The organism is Agrobacterium sp. CNPSo 2736, assembly GCF_004005385.1.
GTDB lineage: Bacteria > Pseudomonadota > Alphaproteobacteria > Rhizobiales > Rhizobiaceae > Agrobacterium > Agrobacterium leguminum.
Window position 1 is genome coordinate 128,343 of record NZ_RZTX01000012.1, and the last position, 21,042, is coordinate 149,384.

At 60.8% G+C, this 21,042-nt stretch carries 24 protein-coding genes; 20 read left to right on the forward strand and 4 right to left on the reverse strand.

What is annotated here, in order from left to right; genetic code table 11:
* Positions 1-187: 187 nt before the first annotated feature.
* The 6 genes from EM858_RS19045 (at position 188) to rarD (ending at position 4,050) form a co-directional block, all read left to right on the forward strand.
* Positions 188-556, forward strand: coding sequence for an endonuclease domain-containing protein (locus EM858_RS19045; protein ID WP_127757620.1), 369 nt, complete (start codon positions 188-190; stop codon positions 554-556).
* Positions 553-1,026 carry a GFA family protein gene (locus EM858_RS19050; RefSeq protein ID WP_127757621.1) on the forward strand — a complete coding sequence of 158 codons (474 nt, stop codon included), beginning with the start codon at positions 553-555 and terminating at the stop codon, positions 1,024-1,026. The genes EM858_RS19045 and EM858_RS19050 overlap by 4 nt, the downstream gene beginning before the upstream one ends.
* Positions 1,026-1,490 (forward strand): GFA family protein, encoded by a 465-nt coding sequence (locus EM858_RS19055; protein WP_127757652.1) that lies wholly within the window; start codon positions 1,026-1,028, stop codon positions 1,488-1,490. Before EM858_RS19050 ends, EM858_RS19055 begins: the two co-directional genes overlap by 1 nt.
* Complete coding sequence (locus EM858_RS19060) at positions 1,487-1,972, forward strand: GFA family protein (RefSeq protein WP_127757622.1); 486 nt, start codon at positions 1,487-1,489, stop codon at positions 1,970-1,972. Before EM858_RS19055 ends, EM858_RS19060 begins: the two co-directional genes overlap by 4 nt.
* On the forward strand, positions 1,969-2,925 hold the full coding sequence (pip, locus tag EM858_RS19065) for a prolyl aminopeptidase (protein ID WP_127757623.1): 957 nt from the start codon (positions 1,969-1,971) through the stop codon (positions 2,923-2,925). The genes EM858_RS19060 and pip overlap by 4 nt, the downstream gene beginning before the upstream one ends.
* Positions 2,926-3,141: 216 nt before the next feature.
* A complete protein-coding gene (gene rarD / locus EM858_RS19070) occupies positions 3,142-4,050 on the forward strand; it encodes an EamA family transporter RarD (protein WP_080817298.1) in 909 nt (302 codons plus the stop codon).
* 53 nt (positions 4,051-4,103) lie between these two features.
* On the opposite strand, the gene EM858_RS19075 is transcribed toward rarD, so the two are convergent.
* A complete protein-coding gene (locus tag EM858_RS19075) occupies positions 4,104-5,864 on the reverse strand; it encodes a penicillin-binding protein 2 (protein WP_127757624.1) in 1,761 nt (586 codons plus the stop codon).
* Between the two features lie 187 nt (positions 5,865-6,051).
* Positions 6,052-6,672 carry a TIGR00730 family Rossman fold protein gene (locus EM858_RS19080; RefSeq protein ID WP_080817300.1) on the reverse strand — a complete coding sequence of 207 codons (621 nt, stop codon included), beginning with the start codon at positions 6,670-6,672 and terminating at the stop codon, positions 6,052-6,054.
* 155 nt (positions 6,673-6,827) lie between these two features.
* On the opposite strand from EM858_RS19080, the gene EM858_RS19085 reads away from it, so the two are divergent.
* The 6 genes from EM858_RS19085 to EM858_RS19105 all read left to right on the forward strand — a co-directional run bounded on the left by EM858_RS19085 (position 6,828) and on the right by EM858_RS19105 (position 14,585).
* Positions 6,828-8,849: a LysM peptidoglycan-binding domain-containing protein gene (locus EM858_RS19085; RefSeq protein ID WP_127757625.1), complete on the forward strand. Its 2,022-nt coding sequence runs from the start codon at positions 6,828-6,830 to the stop codon at positions 8,847-8,849.
* 110 nt (positions 8,850-8,959) lie between these two features.
* A complete protein-coding gene (locus EM858_RS19090; protein ID WP_127757626.1) occupies positions 8,960-10,846 on the forward strand; it encodes an ABC transporter ATP-binding protein/permease in 1,887 nt (628 codons plus the stop codon).
* Between the two features lie 163 nt (positions 10,847-11,009).
* Complete coding sequence (locus EM858_RS19095) at positions 11,010-11,708, forward strand: phosphatidylserine decarboxylase (RefSeq protein ID WP_003520681.1); 699 nt, start codon at positions 11,010-11,012, stop codon at positions 11,706-11,708.
* A 22-nt stretch (positions 11,709-11,730) separates the two neighbouring features.
* Complete coding sequence (pssA, locus tag EM858_RS19100) at positions 11,731-12,600, forward strand: CDP-diacylglycerol--serine O-phosphatidyltransferase (protein WP_035237101.1); 870 nt, start codon at positions 11,731-11,733, stop codon at positions 12,598-12,600.
* A 172-nt stretch (positions 12,601-12,772) separates the two neighbouring features.
* Positions 12,773-12,904, forward strand: a complete 132-nt coding sequence (locus EM858_RS27650) for a hypothetical protein (RefSeq protein ID WP_272872488.1) — start codon at positions 12,773-12,775, stop codon at positions 12,902-12,904.
* A 388-nt stretch (positions 12,905-13,292) separates the two neighbouring features.
* A complete protein-coding gene (locus tag EM858_RS19105) occupies positions 13,293-14,585 on the forward strand; it encodes a PleD family two-component system response regulator (RefSeq protein WP_127757627.1) in 1,293 nt (430 codons plus the stop codon).
* Between the two features lie 15 nt (positions 14,586-14,600).
* Here EM858_RS19105 and EM858_RS19110 read toward each other — a convergent pair whose 3' ends face one another.
* A complete protein-coding gene (locus EM858_RS19110) occupies positions 14,601-15,362 on the reverse strand; it encodes an SOS response-associated peptidase (protein WP_127757628.1) in 762 nt (253 codons plus the stop codon).
* A gap of 10 nt (positions 15,363-15,372) precedes the next feature.
* On the reverse strand, positions 15,373-15,696 hold the full coding sequence (locus tag EM858_RS19115) for a YnfA family protein (RefSeq protein WP_003520675.1): 324 nt from the start codon (positions 15,694-15,696) through the stop codon (positions 15,373-15,375).
* Between the two features lie 132 nt (positions 15,697-15,828).
* Here EM858_RS19115 and EM858_RS19120 point away from each other — a divergent pair, with 132 nt between their 5' ends.
* From EM858_RS19120 to EM858_RS19155, 8 genes are all read left to right on the forward strand, one after another.
* On the forward strand, positions 15,829-16,245 hold the full coding sequence (locus EM858_RS19120; protein WP_127757629.1) for an NUDIX domain-containing protein: 417 nt from the start codon (positions 15,829-15,831) through the stop codon (positions 16,243-16,245).
* 113 nt (positions 16,246-16,358) lie between these two features.
* Entirely contained in the window at positions 16,359-16,796 is a 438-nt protein-coding gene (locus EM858_RS19125; protein ID WP_035260763.1) for a TIGR02301 family protein, read from the forward strand.
* Between the two features lie 105 nt (positions 16,797-16,901).
* The gene (locus EM858_RS19130) at positions 16,902-17,159 is read left to right on the forward strand and encodes a hypothetical protein (RefSeq protein WP_003501987.1); all 258 of its coding nucleotides are present in this window, start codon (positions 16,902-16,904) and stop codon (positions 17,157-17,159) included.
* A 14-nt stretch (positions 17,160-17,173) separates the two neighbouring features.
* Positions 17,174-17,941, forward strand: a complete 768-nt coding sequence (locus EM858_RS19135; RefSeq protein WP_127757630.1) for a hypothetical protein — start codon at positions 17,174-17,176, stop codon at positions 17,939-17,941.
* Positions 17,942-18,063: 122 nt separating this feature from the next.
* Positions 18,064-18,912 carry a folate-binding protein YgfZ gene (locus EM858_RS19140; RefSeq protein ID WP_127757631.1) on the forward strand — a complete coding sequence of 283 codons (849 nt, stop codon included), beginning with the start codon at positions 18,064-18,066 and terminating at the stop codon, positions 18,910-18,912.
* A gap of 2 nt (positions 18,913-18,914) precedes the next feature.
* Positions 18,915-19,538, forward strand: a complete 624-nt coding sequence (locus EM858_RS19145) for an HD family hydrolase (RefSeq protein ID WP_164865485.1) — start codon at positions 18,915-18,917, stop codon at positions 19,536-19,538.
* Positions 19,535-20,053, forward strand: coding sequence for a tyrosine phosphatase family protein (locus EM858_RS19150; protein WP_127757632.1), 519 nt, complete (start codon positions 19,535-19,537; stop codon positions 20,051-20,053). The genes EM858_RS19145 and EM858_RS19150 overlap by 4 nt, the downstream gene beginning before the upstream one ends.
* Before the next feature lie 75 nt (positions 20,054-20,128).
* The gene (locus tag EM858_RS19155; RefSeq protein WP_127757633.1) at positions 20,129-20,950 is read left to right on the forward strand and encodes a mechanosensitive ion channel family protein; all 822 of its coding nucleotides are present in this window, start codon (positions 20,129-20,131) and stop codon (positions 20,948-20,950) included.
* The last annotated feature ends 92 nt before the right edge of the window (positions 20,951-21,042 follow it).

Below are 21,042 nucleotides of genomic sequence, written 5' to 3' on the forward strand. Positions count from 1 at the left end.
TTAACTGGAGCAGCCTCCCGCTCCCTATTCAGCGTTAAAGATGGGCGAGCGATAGCCGCAATTGATCTCCCCACCTGTGGGGGAGATGCCCGGCAGGGCAGAGGGGGCCGACGGTCACCACAATCCTCTTGCGGTTTTGAGTTACCTCAACCAATCTAAGCTGAGGCACTAAACAGCGAGCCAAATCATGCCGCATGCAGACGTAGATCCGATGCATCGCAAATATGCGAAGCAGATGCGTAAAGTCATGACGGATGCCGAGCTGAAGCTCTGGAATGCCATTCGCGCTCATCGCCTTGAACGACTAAGTTTTCGCAGACAAATGCCGATTGCCGGCTTTATCGTTGATTTCGCCTGTTCGGATCATCGTCTGATTGTTGAGGTCGACGGTTCTCAACACACATCTGAAGCGGCACTGCGCTACGATCAGGCAAGAACTGCGCGGCTTCAGGAGGACGGCTGGACAGTCCTCCGTTTCTGGAACGAGGATATCCTTAGAGACATAGACAATGTCTGTCTCCACATTATCCGAACGGTGAAGGAGGACCGACCATGACGACATATACAGGCGGATGCCAGTGCGGCGCGATCCGTTTTCGCGCTATCGGCGAACTGAAAGACAGTTCCATCTGCCATTGCCGCATGTGCCAGAAGGCTTTCGGGGCCTATTACGCGCCACTGGTTTCGGTGCGCGGCGTAGAGTTTGAATGGACCCGGGGAGAGCCGAAACGCTTCCAGTCATCCAGCGTCGTTAAGCGCGGTTTCTGTCCCGAATGCGGAACGCCGCTCACCTATGAGGCGCCTGACGGTGTGGCGGTGGCGGCCGGGGCTTTTGACGATCCGGCCGCGCTGCCACCAACCATTCAGTGGGGCGTGGAGCGCAAGATCGATTTCGTCGACACGCTTCACACGCTGCCTGCCGTTGCCACCGAGGACGACCTGACGCAGGTGGACTATCTCGCAGATCTGGTTTCCTACCAGCATCCCGACCACGACACTGAAAACTGGCCACCGGAGAACAGATGATGAGCGAAGCGGGATTTTTCGGCGGATGCCAGTGCGGCGCCGTGCGTTTCCATGCGGGCAAGCTCGGCCGGGCCTCCATCTGCCATTGCCGCATGTGCCAGAAACATTTCGGCAATTTCTTCGGCGCGCTGGTCAGCGCCGATCAGGCGCATCTGACCTGGACGCGCGGCCAGCCTGCCCTCTTCCGCTCCTCGGCAAAAATCCATCGCGGTTTCTGCAACAAATGCGGCACGCCGCTGACCTATCATTATCCCGGCGGCGTGGAGATCGCCATCGGCGCTTTCGATGAGCCCGAGCTGATCGAGCCGCAGGTGCAGGTCAATTTCCACAAGCGGATGCCGTGGATCGAGCAGCTGTTCGGCAAGCCGACCGTGGAACAGGGCGTGGACGAGGCCGAAATCACCTCCTATCAGCACCCGGATCACGACACGCAGGTCTGGCCGCCGGAAGACGAGCGCGCATGAGCGAAACCGAGGGTTTCAGCGGTGGATGCCAGTGCGGCGCGGTGCGTTATCGGATAGGGGGCGGTCTTCGTTATCCGCATCTGTGCCATTGCCGCATGTGCCAGAAGGCATCGGGCAATTATTTCATGCCGCTTGCCGCAGCTGCGCTTACGCAATTTGAAATGACCCGTGGCGAAGCAGCGTGGTTCCAGTCTTCCGATCACGTGCGTCGCGGTTTCTGCGGCCGATGCGGCACGCCGCTATTCTATGACATGCCGGGCGCCGATTTCATCAATATCACCCTCGGTTCTCTGGACGAACCCCAGCGGGTAAGACCCGAGGCGCAATCCAATCTCGCCGGCAAAATGCACTGGTTCGGCGCACTCGATGGCTTGCCGGTCGAGCCGGAACCTGCAACGGATAGCCCTCCCCCTCGGGTGAACAATTGCCAGCACCCGGACCATGATACGGCCGAATGGCCAGCGAAGGACGATGACCCATGACCGAAGAATTGCGCGGCCTTTACCCCGAGATCGAACCTTTCGAGACCGGCATGCTCGATGTCGGCGACGGCCACACGATCTATTGGGAAAGGGTGGGCACGCGCGGTGGAAAACCGGCGGTTTTCCTGCATGGCGGCCCCGGCGGCGGGGTGAACCCCACGCATCGCCGCGTTTTCGATCCCGCCCTTTACGACGTCATCCTGTTCGATCAGCGCGGCTGCGGCCGCTCCACGCCGCATGCGGAGCTTGAAGCCAACACCACGTGGCATCTCGTTGCCGATATCGAAAGGCTGCGCGAACTCTGCGGCTTCGAAAAATGGCTGGTTTTCGGCGGTTCCTGGGGCTCGACGCTGGCGCTCGCCTATGCCGAGACCCATCCGAACCGCGTCAGCGAACTGGTTCTGCGCGGCATCTACACCGTCACCAGACCGGAACTGGACTGGTATTACCAGTTCGGCGTTTCCGAAATGTATCCGGATCGGTGGGGAAAATTCATCGCGCCCATCCCGGAAGCCGAACGCGGCGAGATGATGCAGGCCTATAACCGCTATCTCACCGGCACCGACGAGGCAAAGAAACTCGAATGCGCCAAGGCATGGAGCCAGTGGGAAGGCGCGACCATCGCGCTCGTCACCGATCCCGACCGTGTCGAGGATTTCGGCGAGGATAAATACGCCATCGCTTTCGCGCGTATCGAGAACCACTTCTTCGTCAATGGCGGCTGGCTGGAGGAAGGCCAATTGCTGCGCGACGCCGGCAAACTGAAAGATATTCCCGGCGTCATCGTGCATGGGCGTTATGACATGCCCTGCCCGCTGAAATATGCCTGGCAGCTGGCCAAAGCCTGGCCGAAGGCGGATTTCCACATCATCGAGGCGGCCGGACACGCGATGAGCGAGCCAGGCATTCTTGACCAACTGATCCGCGCCAACGACCGTTTTGCCGGGAAATAACCAGTCCTTTCAGCGCCTTGCAACGGCCGGATAAGACAATGATTCACGCGGGGCTTCCTGCGTGAATCATCTCCTCCAGTCGGGGTGCAGCCCATTTCAAGGGCAGCGCGCCTTTTATTAATGCAGTTTTTCTCATGGACCCTTCACGGAAATGAATTGGCCGCCACTGTGGCGATCCGTTATAAAACGCTATCCGAACAATTGGCGGTACTCCCCATGGCACTCGACAAATCGCTCCCGGCCCAGGAGGGCGGCGACAGCGCGCGCGGTTTTGCTTTCGCGCTTTCCGCTTATCTGCTCTGGGGGTTCCTTCCCTTTTACATGAAGGCGGTTGCGCATATTTCGCCGATCGAGGTCATCGTCCATCGCGTCGTCTGGTCGGTGCCGATTGCAGCTGTCGTGCTGATTGCGCTCGGACGCACGGCGGAAATCAGAACCGCGCTCAGAACCCCGAAGATGCTGGCCATGGCCAGCCTGACGGCCATCCTCATCAGCATCAACTGGGGCGTCTATATCTGGGCGATCGGCGCAGGCCGCGCGCTCGATGCCGCGCTTGGCTATTTCATCAATCCGCTGTTCAGCATTTTCCTTGGTGCGGTTCTCCTCAAGGAAAAGCTTTATCCGGCCCAGATCGCCGCCATCGGCCTCGTGGCGCTGGCGGTGGCCATCCTCACCTGGCATGCGGGCAGCCTGCCCTGGGTGTCCATCGCACTTACCGTGTCCTGGGGTTTCTACGCCTTTTTCCGCAAGACCTTGCCGATTGGCGCGACGCAGGGCTTCCTGCTGGAAGTCATGCTTTTATCCATCCCCGCCGTGCTGGTGATGATCTGGCTTGCCTTCAACGGACAGGCGCATTTCATGGGCGGCAATTCCGCCGATACCTGGCTTCTGGCGGCAAGCGGGCTCATTACGGCCGTTCCGCTCATCCTCTATGGCAATGGCGCGAAACTGCTGCGGCTGTCGACCATCGGCATCATGCAATATATCGCGCCGACGATGATCTTCCTCATCGCCATCTTCATCTTCAAGGAGCCGTTCGACATGGTGCGCATGGCGGCCTTTGCGATGATCTGGGTGGCGCTGGCGATCTATACCGGCTCCAGCCTGCTGCGGCTCAAGCGGTAATCCGGGCTGCTTCCCTCATTCCTTTACCATCACGGGAATGGGGAGAAGTAGCGTCAATAATCCACCAGCAAATGCGGGTTGGCATCATAGCCGAAACGTGGTTTGACGCCGAGAAGGCCCGCCGTCTGGGCGATGATTTCGCGGGTCATGGGGGCCGCGGTGGAGGCCGCCGTTCGCCCGCCGTTCACGCCGGTTCTCGGCGCGTCGATCATCGTCAGCACGACATATTTCGGCTTGTGCATTGGAAAACCGGCCACGAAAGCGTTGAAATTGATATCCTTGGCGTAACGGCCATTGATCACCTTGTCGGCGGTTCCGGTCTTGCCGCCCACATGAAATCCCTCCACCTGCGCGCCACGGCCGGAACCCTTTATGCCGTTCCAGTTGAACAGGTAACGCATATCGGCGCTCGTCCTGTCGTTGATGACGGTGCGCGCGAGCGATGCGGCAGCTTCTTTCGACCGCGGCAGGAAGGTCGGCGAAATCAGGTTGCCGCCATTGATCAGCGCGGCAGCGGCCACCGCTGTCTGCAACGGGGTGGTGGCGACGCCGTGGCCGAAGGAGATGGTGACGGAATTGATCTTCTTCCAGTTTCTCGGCTGGGTGGGCGTGGCAACGCCCGGCATTTCCGTGTCCATTCTGGTAAGCAGTCCGAGCTTCGTCAGGAACTGCTGATGGCCTTCGACGCCGACCCTGTCGGCCACCGCCGCCGTGCCGATATTCGATGAATATTGAAACACTTCCGGAATGGAGAGCGGCCGGTTCCGGCCCTTGAAATCCTTGATGGTGAAGCCGCCCATGCGGATCGGCCGCGACGCATCCACCACCGAACCCAGCGTGATCGCCCCGGCATCCAGCCCCATGGCGAGCGTGAAGCTCTTGAAGGTGGAGCCCATTTCGAAGGTGGCGTTGCTCATCCGGTTGAACCAGCCCTTTTCGTACTCCTTGTCTATGCTGCCATCGGCAAGGGTGCGGGAAGGCTCATTCGGATCGTAATCCGGCACCGAGGCCATGGCCAGTACTTCGCCCGTCTCCACATCGAGGATCACAGAGCCTGCCGCTTCGGCCTGATAGGCGCTTTTCGCCTTCACGACCACTTCGCGGACGATGTTCTGTACCCTGAGATCGATGGAGAGCCGCACCGGCTCCAGCGGCGCGCCGCTGGCAAGACCCACGGCGCGAAGATCGGCCAGACCCTGCTGGTCGAGGTAACGCTCCATGCCGGCAAGCCCCTGATTGTCGACATTGACGTGGCCGATAATATGCGAAGCGGTGGGACCACCCGGATAAAACCTTCGTTTTTCCGGCCGGAAGCCGATGCCCGGTATGCCGAGATTGAGAATATCCGCCTGCTGCCGGGGCGTCAGCTGGCGTCGCAGCCATTGAAAGCCGGTATCGGAGCGCAACCGGCGGTGCGTTTCACGCCAGTCGAGATTGGGGATAACGGTCGCGAGCTTCTCCACCACCTCATCCGGATCGACGATCCGGCGCGGATCCGCATAGAGCGAGACCATGTTGAGATCGGTCGCCAGAAGCGTGCCGTTGCGATCGACAATATCCGGCCGGGAGGCGACGGCGTTGGCGCCGGTATTGATCCATGCGGTCGCCACCGGTTCGGCAAGACCATATTGGACGAGACGCGCGGCGACGACGCCATAGATGACAGCGAAGACGGCGATCACGATGCCGAGCCTCATGCGCGCATCGACCCTGCGGCGGGCGGCGGAACCGAGGAGCGCCTCCCTGCCCCGCGCGGAATTTCTCTGAATAATAAAATGCGCCCGGCTTTTGAGCCGCACCACAAAAGCAATCATTTCCCGATGACACCCACTCTCATGGCGGCGAAACGAATTTCGCGACACCAACGCCTTATTGAGGCTGGCACAGGATCAGTCGCGGGGCCATGAAAAGAGAGGGCGGAGCGATGCCGCCGTTAAATCTGTATTAATATACACTAAAATTGTAACGAGCCGCCCGGGCGGCCGTTAACAAACGGCAGACCTAGAGGCGGGAAATCACCGAAGGGTCGCCTTCCGGGTTCTGCTGCGCCAGCGCCCGGTCGATGATGGCGGGCACGATGTCCTTCACTTCGTCGACGATGAGCGGGTTGAGAAGATGCGCGCGGTGGATGAAACCCTGGTCGCGCATGTGCTGCACCAGTTCCAGCATCGGGTTCCAGAAACCGTTGATATTGGCAAAGACCATCGGCTTGGCATGGCGGCCAAGCTGCGCCCAGGTCATGATCTCGACGATCTCCTCCAGCGTGCCGACACCGCCCGGCAATGTCACGAAGGCATCGGAGCGCTCGAACATCATATGTTTGCGCTCATGCATGTCCTTGGTGATGACAAGCTCGTTCAATTGTCCGAGAGAATGGCGCGTCGCCTCCATATCGACCAGAAATTCCGGTATGATGCCGGTCACTTCGCCGCCATTGGAAAGAACGCCGCTGGCAACCGCGCCCATGATGCCCTTGGTGCCGCCGCCGTAGACGAGGCGAATGCCGTTTTCGGCAATGGATTTCCCAAGCGCGCGGCCCGCTTCCATATGGGCCGGATCACGTCCGGGCTGGGAGCCGCAATAAACGCAGATGGATCGAATCGCTGTATTTTTGTCCGTCATGAAGGGAAGGAACTATGTGCGATGCGGCACGTCAAGAAAATTTGGGAAATCCCTTGCAAATATGGCCTTTCGGCCACTCGCCGCTTGTCTGGGAGAAGGTAAGACGCTAGCAATCTCAACTCGTGTGAAAAGCTTGAAATACCCGGAGCATCAGGATGAAAAACAATAAGGCCGGTTTGCTGGCGCTGATCGTGCTGGGCGTTGCGTCCCTGCTCATGATCTTTTTCGTCCTGCCGCGGATTTCAAACGACGGCAAACCGATCGGCGACGCCATCAACGAAGCCGGCAACGCCGTGAAGAACAGCGTGGAAATGGGCGCCGACAAGGCGGGCGACATTCTCTCCGACGCCGCCGAGGAAACCGCCAATATTGCCGACAAGGTCGGGCGGCGGGCGGCTTCCGCCACCCAGTCGATCAAGGATCTGACGACGCTTTTCGCCGATAGCAAGGTTCCCTCCGACGCCGATTTCGCGGCGGCGCGCAAGAAGGTCGAGACCTCGCTCAAGGAACTGACGAATATCGAAATTCCAGAGTCGCTGGACGAAACGACGTCGCGGCTCATCACCACCGCCCGCACGGCCGCCGAACGCACCACGGCGTTCCTGCGCGGCCTGCCCGACAATGCGGCGGCGGCGGCGGCACAGGTGCGTCGTCTGGCAGGCGTTTTCGCCGGCACCGACGATGGCGCGCCCGAACCGGCAAAACCGGCCGCCGCACCCGCCGACGCGGCACAATCTTCTTCCGCCACGCCGACTTTCGACGTGCTGCGCGTCGAGCCGGACGGTTCGGCCGTGATTGCCGGCAAGGCACAGCCCGGCGCAAAGCTCGAAATCTTGAGCAATGGCAAGGTGGTCGCCCAGACGACCATCGACGGCACCGGCGACTTCGCTGCCGTTTTCGACAATCCGCTTCCCCCGGGGGATCACGAGCTGGTGCTGCGTTCGACCGATGCCGGCGGCAAGGCGACGCAATCGGAAGAAGTGGCAACGGTTTCTGTGCCTGACGGCAAGACGGGCGAGCTTCTGGCCATGGTTTCCAAGCCCGGCAAGGCAAGCCGCGTGCTGGCCATGCCGGAGGCGGCTCCTCCGGCGCTTCAGCCGCAAGCCGCGCCGTCGCAACAGCCTGCGGCAACGTCCGAAACCAGCGCCAACACCGCTTCCGCACCGCTCGCCGGTACTGCGGCTCCGTCCGCGCCCGGCGCAGCGTCAGGTGCTCCGCTCACCTCGAGCGTTCAGGTCACCGCCGTCGAGTTCGAGGGATCGAAGATTTTCGTCGCCGGTTCCGCACCCGCCGGTTCGACGGTGCGCGCGCTGGTCGATGACAGGGAAATCGGCAAGAGCATCACGGAAGCCTCCGGCCATTTCGTCGTCGAAGGCGATGTCGATCTTAGCGTCGGCAGCCACATCATCACCGTCGAGGAACTGAATGCCGACGGCACCGCGAAGGTGCGTGTGCGCGTTCCCTTCGAGCGGCCGCAGACCGACCAGGCAACCGTCGCAATGCAGTCGCCGTCCGCTTCGTCGTCAGCGACCACGACCGCAGCGCCGGCCGAAAACCAGAGCACGGCAAGCGACCGCGCCGCTTTCGAAAAGCTGCGCGCCGATGTCGCCAAGGCCTTCGGCATTCTTTCCAACCTCTACAAGGATCAGGCCACGCCGGCGCTCGATCAGGCCATTGCCGGCCGCTCCGCCGTCGTCATCGGTCTCAAGTCGCTTTCGGAATTCCGCACCGCAGCCGCGACCGAACCCGCCTTCACCGCTTTTGCGGGCGATATCACCGCCAAGGCGCGCCAGTTGCTGACATCGGTTGAAGCATGGCCGAACGATGTGGCGGCAATCGGCAAGGGTATCGCCTCGCTGGCAAGCCGGTTGGCGGAACTCCACATCACGGCACCCGCCGCTCCCGCGCCACAGGCGCCCGCTGGCCCGCAGACCTTCGAGCAGGCGCCGCTGGCCGAGAGCCAGAACAGCGTCATCATCCGCCGTGGCGATACGCTGTGGCAGATTTCCCGTCGCGTTTATGGTCAGGGCGTGCGTTACACCACGATCTACCTTGCCAACGAAGATCAGATCAAAAACCCCGATCTGATCGAGCCCGGCCAGATTTTCGGCGTGCCGAAAGAGGCGCTGCCGAATGCGGAAGAACTTCACCGCAAGCGGCTGAAGAGCGGCTCCTGAGCATTTGAAGCGTTGCGGTGAACCCGCAACGACCCTATCTGTGACACGCGCGGCGGCTTGACCAAAGCCGCCGCCCTGCTGTCGGCTTCCGGCAGTGACCGGAGCGAATGATGGCCACGAAGAAAAAAACCATTTCGGCGGATTCCAGCAATCCCACCCAGACGCTGATCAATCTCTGGCCCTATATGTGGCCGGAGGGACGCTGGGACCTGAAGATGCGGGTGATCTGGGCCACCGTATACCTCGTCGTCGCCAAGCTGGTGCTGATCTCCGTTCCCTATTTCTTCAAATGGGCGACCGATGCGCTGAACGGCCGGCTTGACATGGCCGGGCTTGTTCCCGCCTTCATGCTCGGCGCCGTCGCGCTGGTTATCGCCTATAATCTGACGCGGCTGATACAGGTCGGGCTCAACCAGCTTCGCGATTCGCTTTTCGCCAGCGTCGGCCAGCATGCGGTACGCCAGCTTGCCTACAGGACCTTCGTGCACATGCACCGGCTTTCTTTGCGGTTCCATCTGGAGCGCAGGACCGGCGGGCTGTCGCGGGTCATCGAGCGCGGCACCAAGGGCATCGAAACCATTGTCCGCTTCACCATTCTCAACACCGCGCCGACCTTCATCGAATTCCTGCTGACGGCGATCATCTTCTGGGCCTCCTACGGTTTTTCCTACGTGCTCGTCACGGTCATCACGGTCTGGGCCTATATCTGGTTCACCGTGCGGGCCAGCAACTGGCGTATCGGCATTCGCCGGGCCATGAACGACAGCGACACCGACGCCAACACCAAGGCGATCGACTCGCTTCTGAATTTCGAAACCGTCAAATATTTCGGCAATGAGGAGATGGAGGCGCGGCGTTTCGACGTCGCCATGGAGCGTTACGAAAAATCGGCGATCTCCATCTGGACCTCGCTCGGCTGGCTGAACTTCGGCCAGGGTGTGATCTTCGGCATCGGCTCCACCGTCATGATGGTGATGTCGGCGCTTGCCGTTCAGCGCGGCGAACAGACCATCGGCGATTTCGTCTTCGTCAATGCGTTGCTGCTGCAGCTTTCGGTGCCGCTCAATTTCATCGGTTTCGTCTATCGCGAAATCCGCCAGGGCCTGACCGACATCGAGCAGATGTTCGATCTTCTGGAGGTGGAGGCGGAAGTCACCGACAGGCCGGATGCAGAACCGCTCGCGGCCGGACCGGGCGCGATCTCCTTCCGCGACGTGCACTTCGCCTATGACCCCGAAAGACCAATCCTGAAGGGCGTTTCCTTCGACGTGCCGGCCGGCAAGACGGTGGCCATCGTCGGCCCTTCGGGTGCGGGAAAATCGACGATCTCGCGGCTGCTTTATCGTTTCTACGATATTCAGGAGGGCGCGATCACCGTCGACGGGCAGGATATTCGCGATGTGACGCAGAAGAGCCTGCGCTCGGTGATCGGCATGGTGCCGCAGGATACGGTGCTCTTCAACGACACGCTCGCCTACAACATCCGTTATGGCCGCCCCTCGGCCACCGACGGGGAACTGAGGGCTGCGGCGGATGCGGCGCAGATCAGCGCCTTCATCGGCAAGCTGCCGGAAGGTTATGCCACCATGGTGGGTGAACGCGGCCTGAAGCTTTCCGGCGGGGAAAAACAGCGCGTGGCGATTGCCCGTACGATCCTCAAGGCGCCGCCGATCCTCATTCTGGACGAGGCCACCTCGGCGCTCGACACGCATACGGAACAGGAAATCCAGAGTGCGCTCGACATCGTCTCGAAGAACCGCACGACGCTGGTTATCGCCCACCGCCTTTCCACCGTCATCGGCGCGGATGAGATCATCGTATTGAAGGAAGGGCAGATCGCCGAACGCGGCACGCACAGCTCGCTGATGGGGCAGAACGGCCTCTACGCTTCGATGTGGAGCCGCCAGCGCGAGGCGATCCGCGCCGAGGAAATGCTGCGCCACGTGCGCGAAACCGACGATCTGGGTGTCATCGACCGCGGGGAACCCGCCCATTGATGGGTATAGCCGGGGTAACAGGGCCGCCAGAAGAACCCCACCATTGCCGGACGGCCCTTTTGGCTGTAACCAGCTAGGCAAAATTTGTCGCATTGCCGTGTGGATCGTGTCGTATCACGACCACATATAGACGCGACAGACGGAAACCGGAGCAAGGAATCTCATGAATCTGTTCGACACCATTCGCAACACCATCGTACCGATCCACAAGGAAGGTTATGTCTTTGTGGCGGCCTTCTTCGTCGCATCGCTGGTGCTCGGCTGGATCGCCGAACCGCTGTTCTGGGTCGGTCTGGTGCTGACTGCCTGGTGCGCCTATTTCTTCCGCGATCCCGAGCGCGTCACGCCGCAGGATGACGACCTCATCATCAGCCCGGCCGATGGCAAGGTTTCCGCCGTGCAGAGCGTCGTTCCGCCGCTGGAGCTGGAACTCGGCAAGGAGCCGCTGGTGCGCATCTCGGTGTTCATGAACGTGTTCAACTGCCATGTGAACCGTTCGCCGGTACGCGGCCGCATCGTCAATGTCGCCTACCGTCCCGGCCTCTTCCTCAATGCCGAAGTGGACAAGGCTTCCGAAGACAATGAGCGCAACGGCCTCGTCATCGAGACATCGCACGGCAAGGTCGGCGTGGTGCAGATCGCCGGCATGGTTGCACGCCGCATCGTCTGCTGGGTAAAGCCGAATGAACCAGTCGATGCCGGTGAGCGTTTCGGTCTTATCCGTTTCGGTTCGCGTCTCGATATCTTCCTTCCCGCAGGTTTCGAGCCGCGCGTATCGGTCGGTCAGACGGCGATTGCCGGTGAAACCGTGCTCGCCGAATTCGGCTCCGCCAAGGGTCCGGTCGTCAGCCGCCGCGGCTGACGGAAACAGGAAGGGCATGCGCATGGAAACGCCGATCGCCGAGCCGCAACAGAACGGCAAACCAGAGGGCCGCAGCGACAGCGGCCGTGGACCGCGGCTGAGGGAAATTCCCTTTCGCCTCGTCGTTCCCAATCTCATCACCGTTCTGGCCATCTGTGCGGGCCTGAGCGGCGTGCGTCTCGCCATCGAGGGTCGCTTCGAGCTGGCCGTCGGCATGGTGCTGCTGGCCGCCTTCCTCGATGGCATAGACGGGCGCATCGCCCGCATGATGAAAGCGACGTCCAAATTCGGCGAGCAGATGGATTCTCTGGCCGATATCGTCAATTTCGGCGTCGCCCCTGCGCTGGTGGTCTATGCCTACCTTCTCGATCAGGCGCGCTCCATCGGCTGGATCGCAGCCCTCATTTACGTCATTGCCGCCGGCCTGCGTCTGGCGCGTTTCAACGTCATGATCGAGCGGCCGGTGAAGGCGCCCTGGCAGAATGAGTTCTTCGTGGGCGTTCCCGCCCCGATGGGCGCCATGCTGGTGCTGCTGCCGGTTTATCTCGGCTTCCTTGGCGTCGAGCCGGACAAGCCCTTCGCCTATGTCGCCGCCGCCTATACCGTGCTCATCGGTTATCTCCTCATCAGCCGCCTGCCGGTCTGGTCGGGAAAATCCGGTACCAGCCGCATCCGCCGTGATCTGGTGCTGCCGATGATCCTCGTCGTCGTGCTCTATGTAGCGATGCTGATGAGCTTCACCTGGGAAGTTCTGGTTCTGACCGTTGCCGCCTATCTCGTCTTCATTCCCATCAGCGCCCGTCTCTGGCATCGTCGCTACGGCACGCTGACCATCGAGGAAGACGTGCATGACGACGCCAATGGCGGCAACGGCCTCGATCGCGGCATTTAAAACCGCAGGTTTATTTTTTCTCGCACAAGCCGGCGCAGGATGTGACGCAAAATGTCGCAGCCTGAAAAGCCGGCTTCGTTTTTCTTCGCCTCGAATCCGTCAAGATTAGCCGCGAAAGAAGTGGCTCACACGCATCGCAACGGCGATTGGCGTGAATTGTGGAGAGAGAGAAATGACGAACGAGACGAAGGCGCAGTCGCAGGCGAAGCCCGACCTCAACAGCCACTACCGCCCGCTCGGACTGAAGGCCGTTGCGGCCGCGGCCCTGATGCTGAAGCGCAAGCCTGCCGCCAAAACCGCCTGAAAATATTCGATTTTTTTGATTTTTCGAATTTTGCGGACTGCCCGGAAAACGGAACGTTCCCAACGGAAAATCGACAATCACGCGGCGCCTTTTCCGGGCGCCGTTTTTATTTCAAGCACTGCCGCTAAACCGCAGAGCGTCAGTCATTCATAAAATCGGCAGCCTCTGTAACGAAGCTGCAACGAAAGTGTAGTAAAAAGCTCGCCTTCCACAAGAAGGCTATACGAACACCGACGTATAGATTAGTGAATACAAAAGAACTTTTCTATTCCGCATTTTTTTCCACAACAATGCATAAGCCGGTTTTCGAATCCGCAGACACGCGGATGACGAATATTCGGCGTTGAGGGAAGATTGTGAAGACAGGCCAGGGGGGCTTGGGACGGCCATGCAGGATAAAATCCTTCTGATTGAAGATTCCGTTGCTCTTTCCATGCTGCTGAAGACGCGGCTTTCGGAAGAAACGGAAGCCGAGGTCGTCCATTGCGACAGCATGGCCGCGGCCGATACCCTCATGCAGGCCCATGATTTCACGCTGGCGCTGACGGGCCTCAACCTGCCCGATGCGCCGAAGGGCGAGATTCTCGCACTTTTATCCGAGCGCAAGGTGCCGGCCATCGTTTTCACCGCCACGGTGGATGAGGAGGCGCGCAAGCGCTACGCCGAAAAGAAGATCATCGATTACATTGTCAAGGACGGTCATCGCACCGTCGATGCGGTGGTCAGAACCGTCCAGCGGATTTTGAGCAACAAGCTTTTTTCGGTCCTGGTGGTCGATGATGTGCGTACGGCGCGTTCCGGTCTCGTGGAGATACTGGAGCGGCAGAATTTCAGGGTCAGCGAGGCCCATTCGGGCAAGCAGGCGCTGGAAATACTGTCGGAGGATCCGACGATCCAGCTTGTCATCACCGACTATCATATGCCCGACATGGACGGTTATGAGCTGACGCGCCGCATCCGCGACAGCCGCTCATCCGAAGATTTGCGGGTGATCGGCATATCGTCCTCCACAGACCGGTTGCTTTCGGCAAGTTTCCTGAAGGCTGGCGCTTCTGATTTCGTCTACCGCCCCTTCGTGCCGGAAGAATTGCAGTGCCGCATCGATAACAATATCGAGACGTTGAAGCAGCTTAAACGCCTGCGTGAACTGGCCGAACGGGACCACCTCACCGGCCTGCCGAACCGCCGCTCCTTCTTCGAGCGCACGCGGGCGCTGATGGATGTCATCAACGACAATGACGAGAGCGGCGCCGTCGCCATTCTCGACATCGACCATTTCAAGAAGATCAACGACACGCTGGGCCACGATGCCGGCGACAGGGCGCTGAAGAAACTGGCAGAACTGCTGCATGACATGTGCGGCGAGCAACGCCACATTCCCGCCCGCCTCGGCGGCGAGGAGTTTGCCGTGTTCCTGCGCGGGCTGGATGCACGCGCCGCCTATCAGTTCTGCGAGGAGCTGCGCGGACAGGTGGAAAAGAACGGCCGGCAGCTGAGCGGCAGCAGCCTCGCCCTGACGATCTCGCTCGGCGTCGTGGAGATCGAAAAGGGCGAACCCTTCGACAACCAGCTGAATGCCGCGGACCAGCTGCTCTATCTCGCCAAGGCGAATGGCCGTAACCGCGTCTATTCCGACATCATGATCCAGGAAGGCCTGCAGAAGATCGGGCGGAACGGCTGATTCTCTCGGGTGCCGTCAAAACAATGACATCTGCCCTTCGTCTTTTGCCGGCTTGATCTTCGCCAGCGGCGCGCTTTCCGGCACCGGTTCGATGAGATCCGCGCCGACATTGGCGACCTTGTTGACCTTGTCCGATACCGGGATCATCTCGAAAAAATCATCCTGAACCGGCCGCATCAGATCGGCGACCTCGCGCGGCTCCTGGGTCTTGCAATCGAGCCAGCGGCTGAAATCCTCGGGCGCGATGACAACAGGCATGCGGTCGTGAATACGGGCGATCGCGGCATTGGCGGCGGTGGTGAGGATCGCGCCGGTATCGACCTCCGAGCCATCGGCGGAAGACCAGGTTTCCATGAGACCGGCGAAGGCGACGATGCCGCCGCTTTTCGGGCGGATGAAATAAGGCTGCGGTTTGCCGCCCTCCTCCTTCGGCGGGCGTCGCCATTCGTAAAAGCCGGTAGCGGGCACCAGCACGCGGCGATGGCGCATGGCGGCGCGGAAGGAGGCCTTGCCGATGGCGGTTTCCGACCGCGCATTGATGAGCAGCGGAAAATCCTTCGGGTCCTTCACCCAGCCCGGCAGAAAACCCCAGCGGACCAGCACGGCCCGGCGATTGGGCAGGTTGCTGCCGCGCTCCTGCCGCTCCCCCTCCATCACGATCAAAATGGGCTGCGTCGGCGCGATGTTGAAACGGGCGGGAAAATCCTCAAGGCCGATCAGATCGAGATAATCGGCGATCTCCTCGGGCGTCGCCTTCAGCACGAAACGTCCGCACATGCTTTTCTCCTCAACCCCTTGGTCCGAACAGGATGATGGCGGTGCCGGCAAGGCAGACGACGCCGCCGGCAATATCCCACCGGTCCGGCGCATGCCCTTCCACGCCCCAGAGCCAGAAGAGCGAAGCAGCAATGTAAATCCCGCCATAGGCGGCATAGGCCCTGCCCGCCGCCTCTGTCGGAACCAGCGTCAGAAGCCACGCGAAAGCGGCCAGCGCCACCATGCCGGGCAGCAATATCCACCCGGTCCTGCCGAGTTTCAGCCAGGCCCAGAAGGAAAAGCAGCCGGCAATTTCGGCAAGAGCCGCCAGGACATAGATAAGATAGACCTTCATTCCACCGTCTTTAGCATGCACAATCGCGCCCGTTCCGGACTATAAGCATCGACACGGAAACCGGAATCGATTTTTCCGAGCCAGGTACCACTATAGACAGGCCGGCAACGGCCGAAACAAGCGAAACCATTCATGACCCTCCGTATCAAGCCCCGCCCCGCCTCCTCCGCCATCGTCAGGAACGGCGACCGGCTGCTTCTCGTGCGCCGCATCAACCCGCCCTCCAAGGACATGTTCGCCTTTCCGGGCGGTCGCGGCGAAGACGGCGAAACGCCGGCCGAAACGGCGCTGCGCGAATTGCACGAGGAAACCGGCATCGTGGCGCGCAGGCCACAGCTTTTCGCGACATACGATCTTCCCTCCCGCAACGCCGAAGGGGTGCTGACGAGCCACTATTTCCTGTCAGTCTTCACCGTGGAAACGGATGCCGATCCGCTCGTGACTGTCGGCGACGATGCGGCGGATGCGGGCTGGTACACATTGGCGGAAATCCGCCTTCTGCCGGCGCCGGAAAGCGTCGTGGAATGCGCCGAGCGCCTGCTAGCATGATTGCCAGCCAGCCAGAATCGCTATTATCTAGGGCTGATCCGCCCGCCGGATGGTCACGAGCCAACAGTTCACGAGCCAATAGTTCACGAGTATGTGTGGGGCAGAATAGAATTTTGATACGGCCAACCATCTTCCTGTCTCTTTTTCTGACAATGCTTGCCACTGCCGGGCATGAGGGCATCGCTTATGCGCAGCCTTCAAAACCCGGTTCCGAGGTGCGTCCGGCGGAAGCCGCACCGCCCAAACCCGCCCCTTATGACGACAAGCTCGCACGGCTGTCGGAGATACTGGGCGCGGTGCAATATCTCAGAACCCTGTGCCCTTCTTCCGGACCGGAGGACTGGCGCAGATCGATGAGCGATCTTCTGGCTGCGGACACGGCCAACGAACCTGAACGACGTCAGCGCATGACGGCTGCATTCAACCGTGGATATCGCTCTTTTGCGGCCATCCACACCAGTTGCACACGCGCCGCCATCATGGCAGAAGAGAACTACCGTAACGAAGGGGCAACACTCGCGCAGGAAATCGCGTCCAGGTTCGGAAATTAAAGGTTTATTAACCTCTTTTCGCCGCAGGCCGTGCCGTTTTGATAAAAGGCTGCTAGTGTTGTTAACAGGGTGGTAAGGACTTGCCCGCCCTGTCGAGGATGAAAGATGCAGACAAGCCGTAACGAAATCGACGATATGATCGTGCATGAAAAGATGCAGGTCGCTCTGGAACACCAGAACGAGGCATGGGCTGACGGCATGGCCGACGGCATCGAGCCGGAGATCATCGCCGATGCCGCCATCGCTCTGGCCATGCGCGAAACCATCCGTATCCATGGCGAGGCCGGCGCTGAAGCAATGCTGGAATCGCTGCGCCAGCGCATGCTTCAGGGCGAATTTTCGCCGCAGCGGGTAATACAGTAAAGCCGGGGTCTATCATGTCTTGCCTGAGCAAGGGGCTTTTGCGCTCTTCCGCCCTGCTGTCCATCCTGCTTGCCCTGACCGCCGGGCCGATTGGCATGCCAGGCCGCGCCTTTGCCCTTTCCGAACTGAAGCCGGCGCAGAACACCGAAAGCGAACCGAAGGCCGAAAATGGCGGTGAGCCGCAGCAGGCCCAGCCCGCGGAGCCGGACGAGATCGAAGGCGATTCGGAAGGCATTCCCCTGCCCGATCCGCTGGTGGACCGTTCCGCCAATCAGGCAAACCAGCAATCCACCAAGCCCGACAACACGCCTGAAATGTCAGTCGTGATCGAGCACGACATTTCCAAGGCGCCGGAACCCGTGCGCAAGCTGCGCCAGCAGATCATCGAAGCCGCCGCCTCCGGCGATATCGAAAAGCTGCGGCCCTTCATCGCCGCCGGCCAGAAGGAATTCCGCATCGACGGCAATGACGGCGAAGACCCGATTGCGGCGCTGAAAAGCTATTCCGGCGATCCTGACGGGCTGGAAGTTCTGGCAATCATCATCGATCTGCTGTCGACCGGCTATGCCCATATCGATGCCGGCACGCCTGACGAAGCCTATGTTTTCCCCTATTTCGCCGGAAAGCCGCTGAATACGCTGACTGCGCCGGAAAAGGTGGAGCTTCTGCGCATCATCACGGCGGGCGATCTGGCGGACATGCAGGAATATGGCAATTACAGCTTCTACCGGGTCGGCATTTCGCCCGATGGCAAGTGGAAGTTCTTCACCGCCGGCGATTGATCGCATCGCGGTGCTTGCCGTTCTCTGGCAAAAATCCTAACTGTGCGGAATGAGCATTCCGGCAAAGCGCATCTGCTTTTTGCCGGAGATCACAGAGTCTCGACGAACCGAACGGTGACGCCATGCCTTCCGCCCTTCTTGCCGACCGCCGCCTGATCCGGGTTTCCGGCACCGGCGCCGAGGAATTTCTGAACAACCTCATCACCGCAGATGTTGAAAACCTGCCGCAAGGCGAAGCACGCGCCGCAGCCCTTCTGACGCCGCAGGGCAAGATTCTGTTTGATTTCCTGATCTGGCGCGATGTTGGCGATTATCTGATCGAAACGGGCGCTGCCGAACAGGATGCGCTGCTGCGCCGCCTGACCATGTACAAGCTGCGCGCACCGGTCGATCTCAAAGCCGAGACGGTCGAAGGCGTGAGTGTTTTCTGGAACGAGACTACCGCAGCGGCGGGCATCCGGGATGGCCGTTTCGGCAAGGCTGGTATCGATCTTTACCGTATACCGGGCGCGTCCGCATCCGGCGACATCGCGGCCTATGATGCGCTCCGTGTCGAGCATGGCATTGCCGAATCCGGCCGCGATTATGCGCTGCAGGATGCTTTTCCCCATGATGTGCTGATGGATGTGAATGACGGCGTTTCCTTTAAGAAGGGCTGCTTCGTCGGTCAGGAAGTCGTCTCGCGCATGAAACATCGCGGCACGGCAAGACGCCGCGTCGTCACCGTTTCGGCCGAAAGCGCGCTTCCCACCAGCGGGACGGAGATTACCGCCGATGGCAAACCGGTCGGCACGCTTGGAACCGTTTGTGGCAACGGGGCGCTTGCCATTGTGCGGATCGACCGCATTGCCGATGCGCTCGCATCCGGCACACCGCTTCTGGCGGGGACTGTTCCCGTGACCGTGGCTCTACCGGCCTGGAGCGGCCTTTCCTTCCCGGCGGCCGATCCGGCGGCGCGGGCGGAGGACTGAGAGTGGCTGCTGCAAAAAGCCCGCGCGCCTGGCAGCGCATGCTGTCCGGCCGGCGGCTCGATCTGCTCGATCCTTCGCCGCTCGATGTGGAAATCGCCGATATCGCCCATGGTCTTGCCCGCGTTGCCCGCTGGAACGGCCAGACGCGTGGCGACCACGCATTTTCCGTCGCCCAGCATTGCCTCATCGTCGAAACCATCTTCTGCCGCATGTGCACAGGCGCGACGCCTGATGACATGCAGATGGCGCTTCTGCACGATGCGCCGGAATATGTCATCGGCGACATGATCTCGCCGTTCAAATCCGTGGTCGGCGGCGGCTACAAGACCGTGGAAAAACGGCTGGAAGCCGCCGTGCATCTGCGTTTCGGCCTGCCGCCGCATGCATCGCGAGACTTGAAGGACCGCATCAAGAAGGCCGATACGGTCGCCGCCTTTTTCGAGGCGACGGAGCTTGCCGGTTTTTCCACCGCCGAGGCGCAGAAGTTCTTCGGCCTGCCGCGCGGCATTACCCGCGACATGTTCGACATCACGCCCCTGCCCTCAACCGAAGCGCAAAAGCTGTTCATCGAACGTTTCGAAGCCATCGAGGCGATGCGTGCGGTCAAGACGGGAAGCGCGACATGACGGCCATTGTCGTATCGCCGCTGTCGCGGATCGCGGAGATGGCCGTCAAACACAAGGCCCGCGAAATGGTGACGCTGATCGCCAAAGAGCAGACCTTTCACCGCCCCGCCGTCATTGCCGCAGACCGGCATCTGACGCTTGCCATGAACGACATCGCATTCAAGGGCACCGCCGATCTCATCGCGCCTGACGATGCACATGTGCTGAAGCTGATCGATTTCGCCCGGCAATGGGACCAGTCCGCGCCGCTGCTCATCCATTGCTGGATGGGTGTTTCCCGCTCACCCGCCGCCGCCGTCATCGCCGCGCTCAGCCTTTATCCGGATCAGGATGAGATGGAACTTGCGCTGCGCCTGCGTGCCGTCTCGCCCTATGCCACGCCCAATGCCCGCATCATCGCCATCGGCGACCGCCTGCTCGGGCGCGAGGGCAGGTTGGTGGCGGCGATCAAAAAAATCGGCAGGGGCGCGGATACGGATGGTAACGTGCCCTTCGTGCTGCCGCTTGGCGGCTGAGGCCGTTTTGGCGGAACCCTCACGGCGTCCAGTCGTTACCAACCCTGAAGAAAAATGAAAATCACAGGATAATTCATGGAACAACAGGCAACGGATATCATCGTCGCATCGCAGGCGGCGTTGCAGCAGGCAAGCGCGCTTGCGGTGCAATATTCCTTCTCGGTAGTCGGTGCGCTTCTGCTGCTGATCATCGGCTGGCTGGCCGCCACCTTCCTGCAACGCTGGGCATTTCAGGGCCTGTCGCGCATTCGCGGTTTCGATGCGACACTCGCCGGTTTCTTCGCCGGCGCCATCCGCTATGTGGTTCTCATTCTGGTGCTGGTCATGGTGCTTGGCCAGTTCGGGGTGCAGACGGCCTCCATTCTGGCCGCCCTTGGCGCCGCCGGTCTGGCCATCGGCCTTGCGCTGCAGGGCACGCTGCAGAACATTGCCGCCGGCATCATGCTTCTGGTGCTGCGTCCCTTCCGCGTCGGCGAATATATCGAGACCAGCACGGTCAGCGGCACGGTGATCGAGATCGGGCTGTTTGCGACCGAGCTGAAGACCAGCGACGGACTTTACCGTCTCGCGCCCAACTCCACGCTCTGGAACGTACCGATCACCAATTACAGCCGCTTTCCCTCGCGCCGTCACGAACTGAGCCTGACGGTCAAGAATGACGAGGATCTGGCGGCCGCACAGGATATGCTGATGAAAGTCGTGCGTTCGGAGAGCCGGGTTTTGCTGGACCCCGCCCCCGTCACCTTCGTCGATTCGGTCAGCGCCGACAGCGCCACCGTCAAATTACGCTACTGGGTGCGCAGCGACACTTATTTCGCGACGACCCGCGATGTGACGAAAGCCATGAAACTTGCCTTCGACGAGCGCAAGGCGGAAGTAAACGCCCAGCCCGCCTGAGACCTCACGTCTCCCCCTTTTTTCAAGCGCGGTGGCTGCAACAGCCATCGCGCTTTTTCGTTGCGTCACATTGGAGCGCACACTTGCATCCC

Bases quoted from the DNA above. Each gene is read 5' to 3' on its own strand.
- EM858_RS19045 (WP_127757620.1), top strand. From the start codon at position 188: ATGCCGCATGCAGACGTAGATCCGATGCATCGCAAATATGCGAAGCAG.
- EM858_RS19050 (WP_127757621.1), top strand. From the start codon at position 553: ATGACGACATATACAGGCGGATGCCAGTGCGGCGCGATCCGTTTTCGC.
- EM858_RS19055 (WP_127757652.1), top strand. From the start codon at position 1,026: ATGAGCGAAGCGGGATTTTTCGGCGGATGCCAGTGCGGCGCCGTGCGT.
- EM858_RS19060 (WP_127757622.1), top strand. From the start codon at position 1,487: ATGAGCGAAACCGAGGGTTTCAGCGGTGGATGCCAGTGCGGCGCGGTG.
- pip (WP_127757623.1), top strand. From the start codon at position 1,969: ATGACCGAAGAATTGCGCGGCCTTTACCCCGAGATCGAACCTTTCGAG.
- rarD (WP_080817298.1), top strand. From the start codon at position 3,142: ATGGCACTCGACAAATCGCTCCCGGCCCAGGAGGGCGGCGACAGCGCG.
- EM858_RS19075 (WP_127757624.1), bottom strand. From the start codon at position 5,864: ATGATTGCTTTTGTGGTGCGGCTCAAAAGCCGGGCGCATTTTATTATT.
- EM858_RS19080 (WP_080817300.1), bottom strand. From the start codon at position 6,672: ATGACGGACAAAAATACAGCGATTCGATCCATCTGCGTTTATTGCGGC.
- EM858_RS19085 (WP_127757625.1), top strand. From the start codon at position 6,828: ATGAAAAACAATAAGGCCGGTTTGCTGGCGCTGATCGTGCTGGGCGTT.
- EM858_RS19090 (WP_127757626.1), top strand. From the start codon at position 8,960: ATGGCCACGAAGAAAAAAACCATTTCGGCGGATTCCAGCAATCCCACC.
- EM858_RS19095 (WP_003520681.1), top strand. From the start codon at position 11,010: ATGAATCTGTTCGACACCATTCGCAACACCATCGTACCGATCCACAAG.
- pssA (WP_035237101.1), top strand. From the start codon at position 11,731: ATGGAAACGCCGATCGCCGAGCCGCAACAGAACGGCAAACCAGAGGGC.
- EM858_RS27650 (WP_272872488.1), top strand. From the start codon at position 12,773: ATGACGAACGAGACGAAGGCGCAGTCGCAGGCGAAGCCCGACCTCAAC.
- EM858_RS19105 (WP_127757627.1), top strand. From the start codon at position 13,293: ATGCAGGATAAAATCCTTCTGATTGAAGATTCCGTTGCTCTTTCCATG.
- EM858_RS19110 (WP_127757628.1), bottom strand. From the start codon at position 15,362: ATGTGCGGACGTTTCGTGCTGAAGGCGACGCCCGAGGAGATCGCCGAT.
- EM858_RS19115 (WP_003520675.1), bottom strand. From the start codon at position 15,696: ATGAAGGTCTATCTTATCTATGTCCTGGCGGCTCTTGCCGAAATTGCC.
- EM858_RS19120 (WP_127757629.1), top strand. From the start codon at position 15,829: ATGACCCTCCGTATCAAGCCCCGCCCCGCCTCCTCCGCCATCGTCAGG.
- EM858_RS19130 (WP_003501987.1), top strand. From the start codon at position 16,902: ATGCAGACAAGCCGTAACGAAATCGACGATATGATCGTGCATGAAAAG.
- EM858_RS19135 (WP_127757630.1), top strand. From the start codon at position 17,174: ATGTCTTGCCTGAGCAAGGGGCTTTTGCGCTCTTCCGCCCTGCTGTCC.
- EM858_RS19140 (WP_127757631.1), top strand. From the start codon at position 18,064: ATGCCTTCCGCCCTTCTTGCCGACCGCCGCCTGATCCGGGTTTCCGGC.
- EM858_RS19150 (WP_127757632.1), top strand. From the start codon at position 19,535: ATGACGGCCATTGTCGTATCGCCGCTGTCGCGGATCGCGGAGATGGCC.
- EM858_RS19155 (WP_127757633.1), top strand. From the start codon at position 20,129: ATGGAACAACAGGCAACGGATATCATCGTCGCATCGCAGGCGGCGTTG.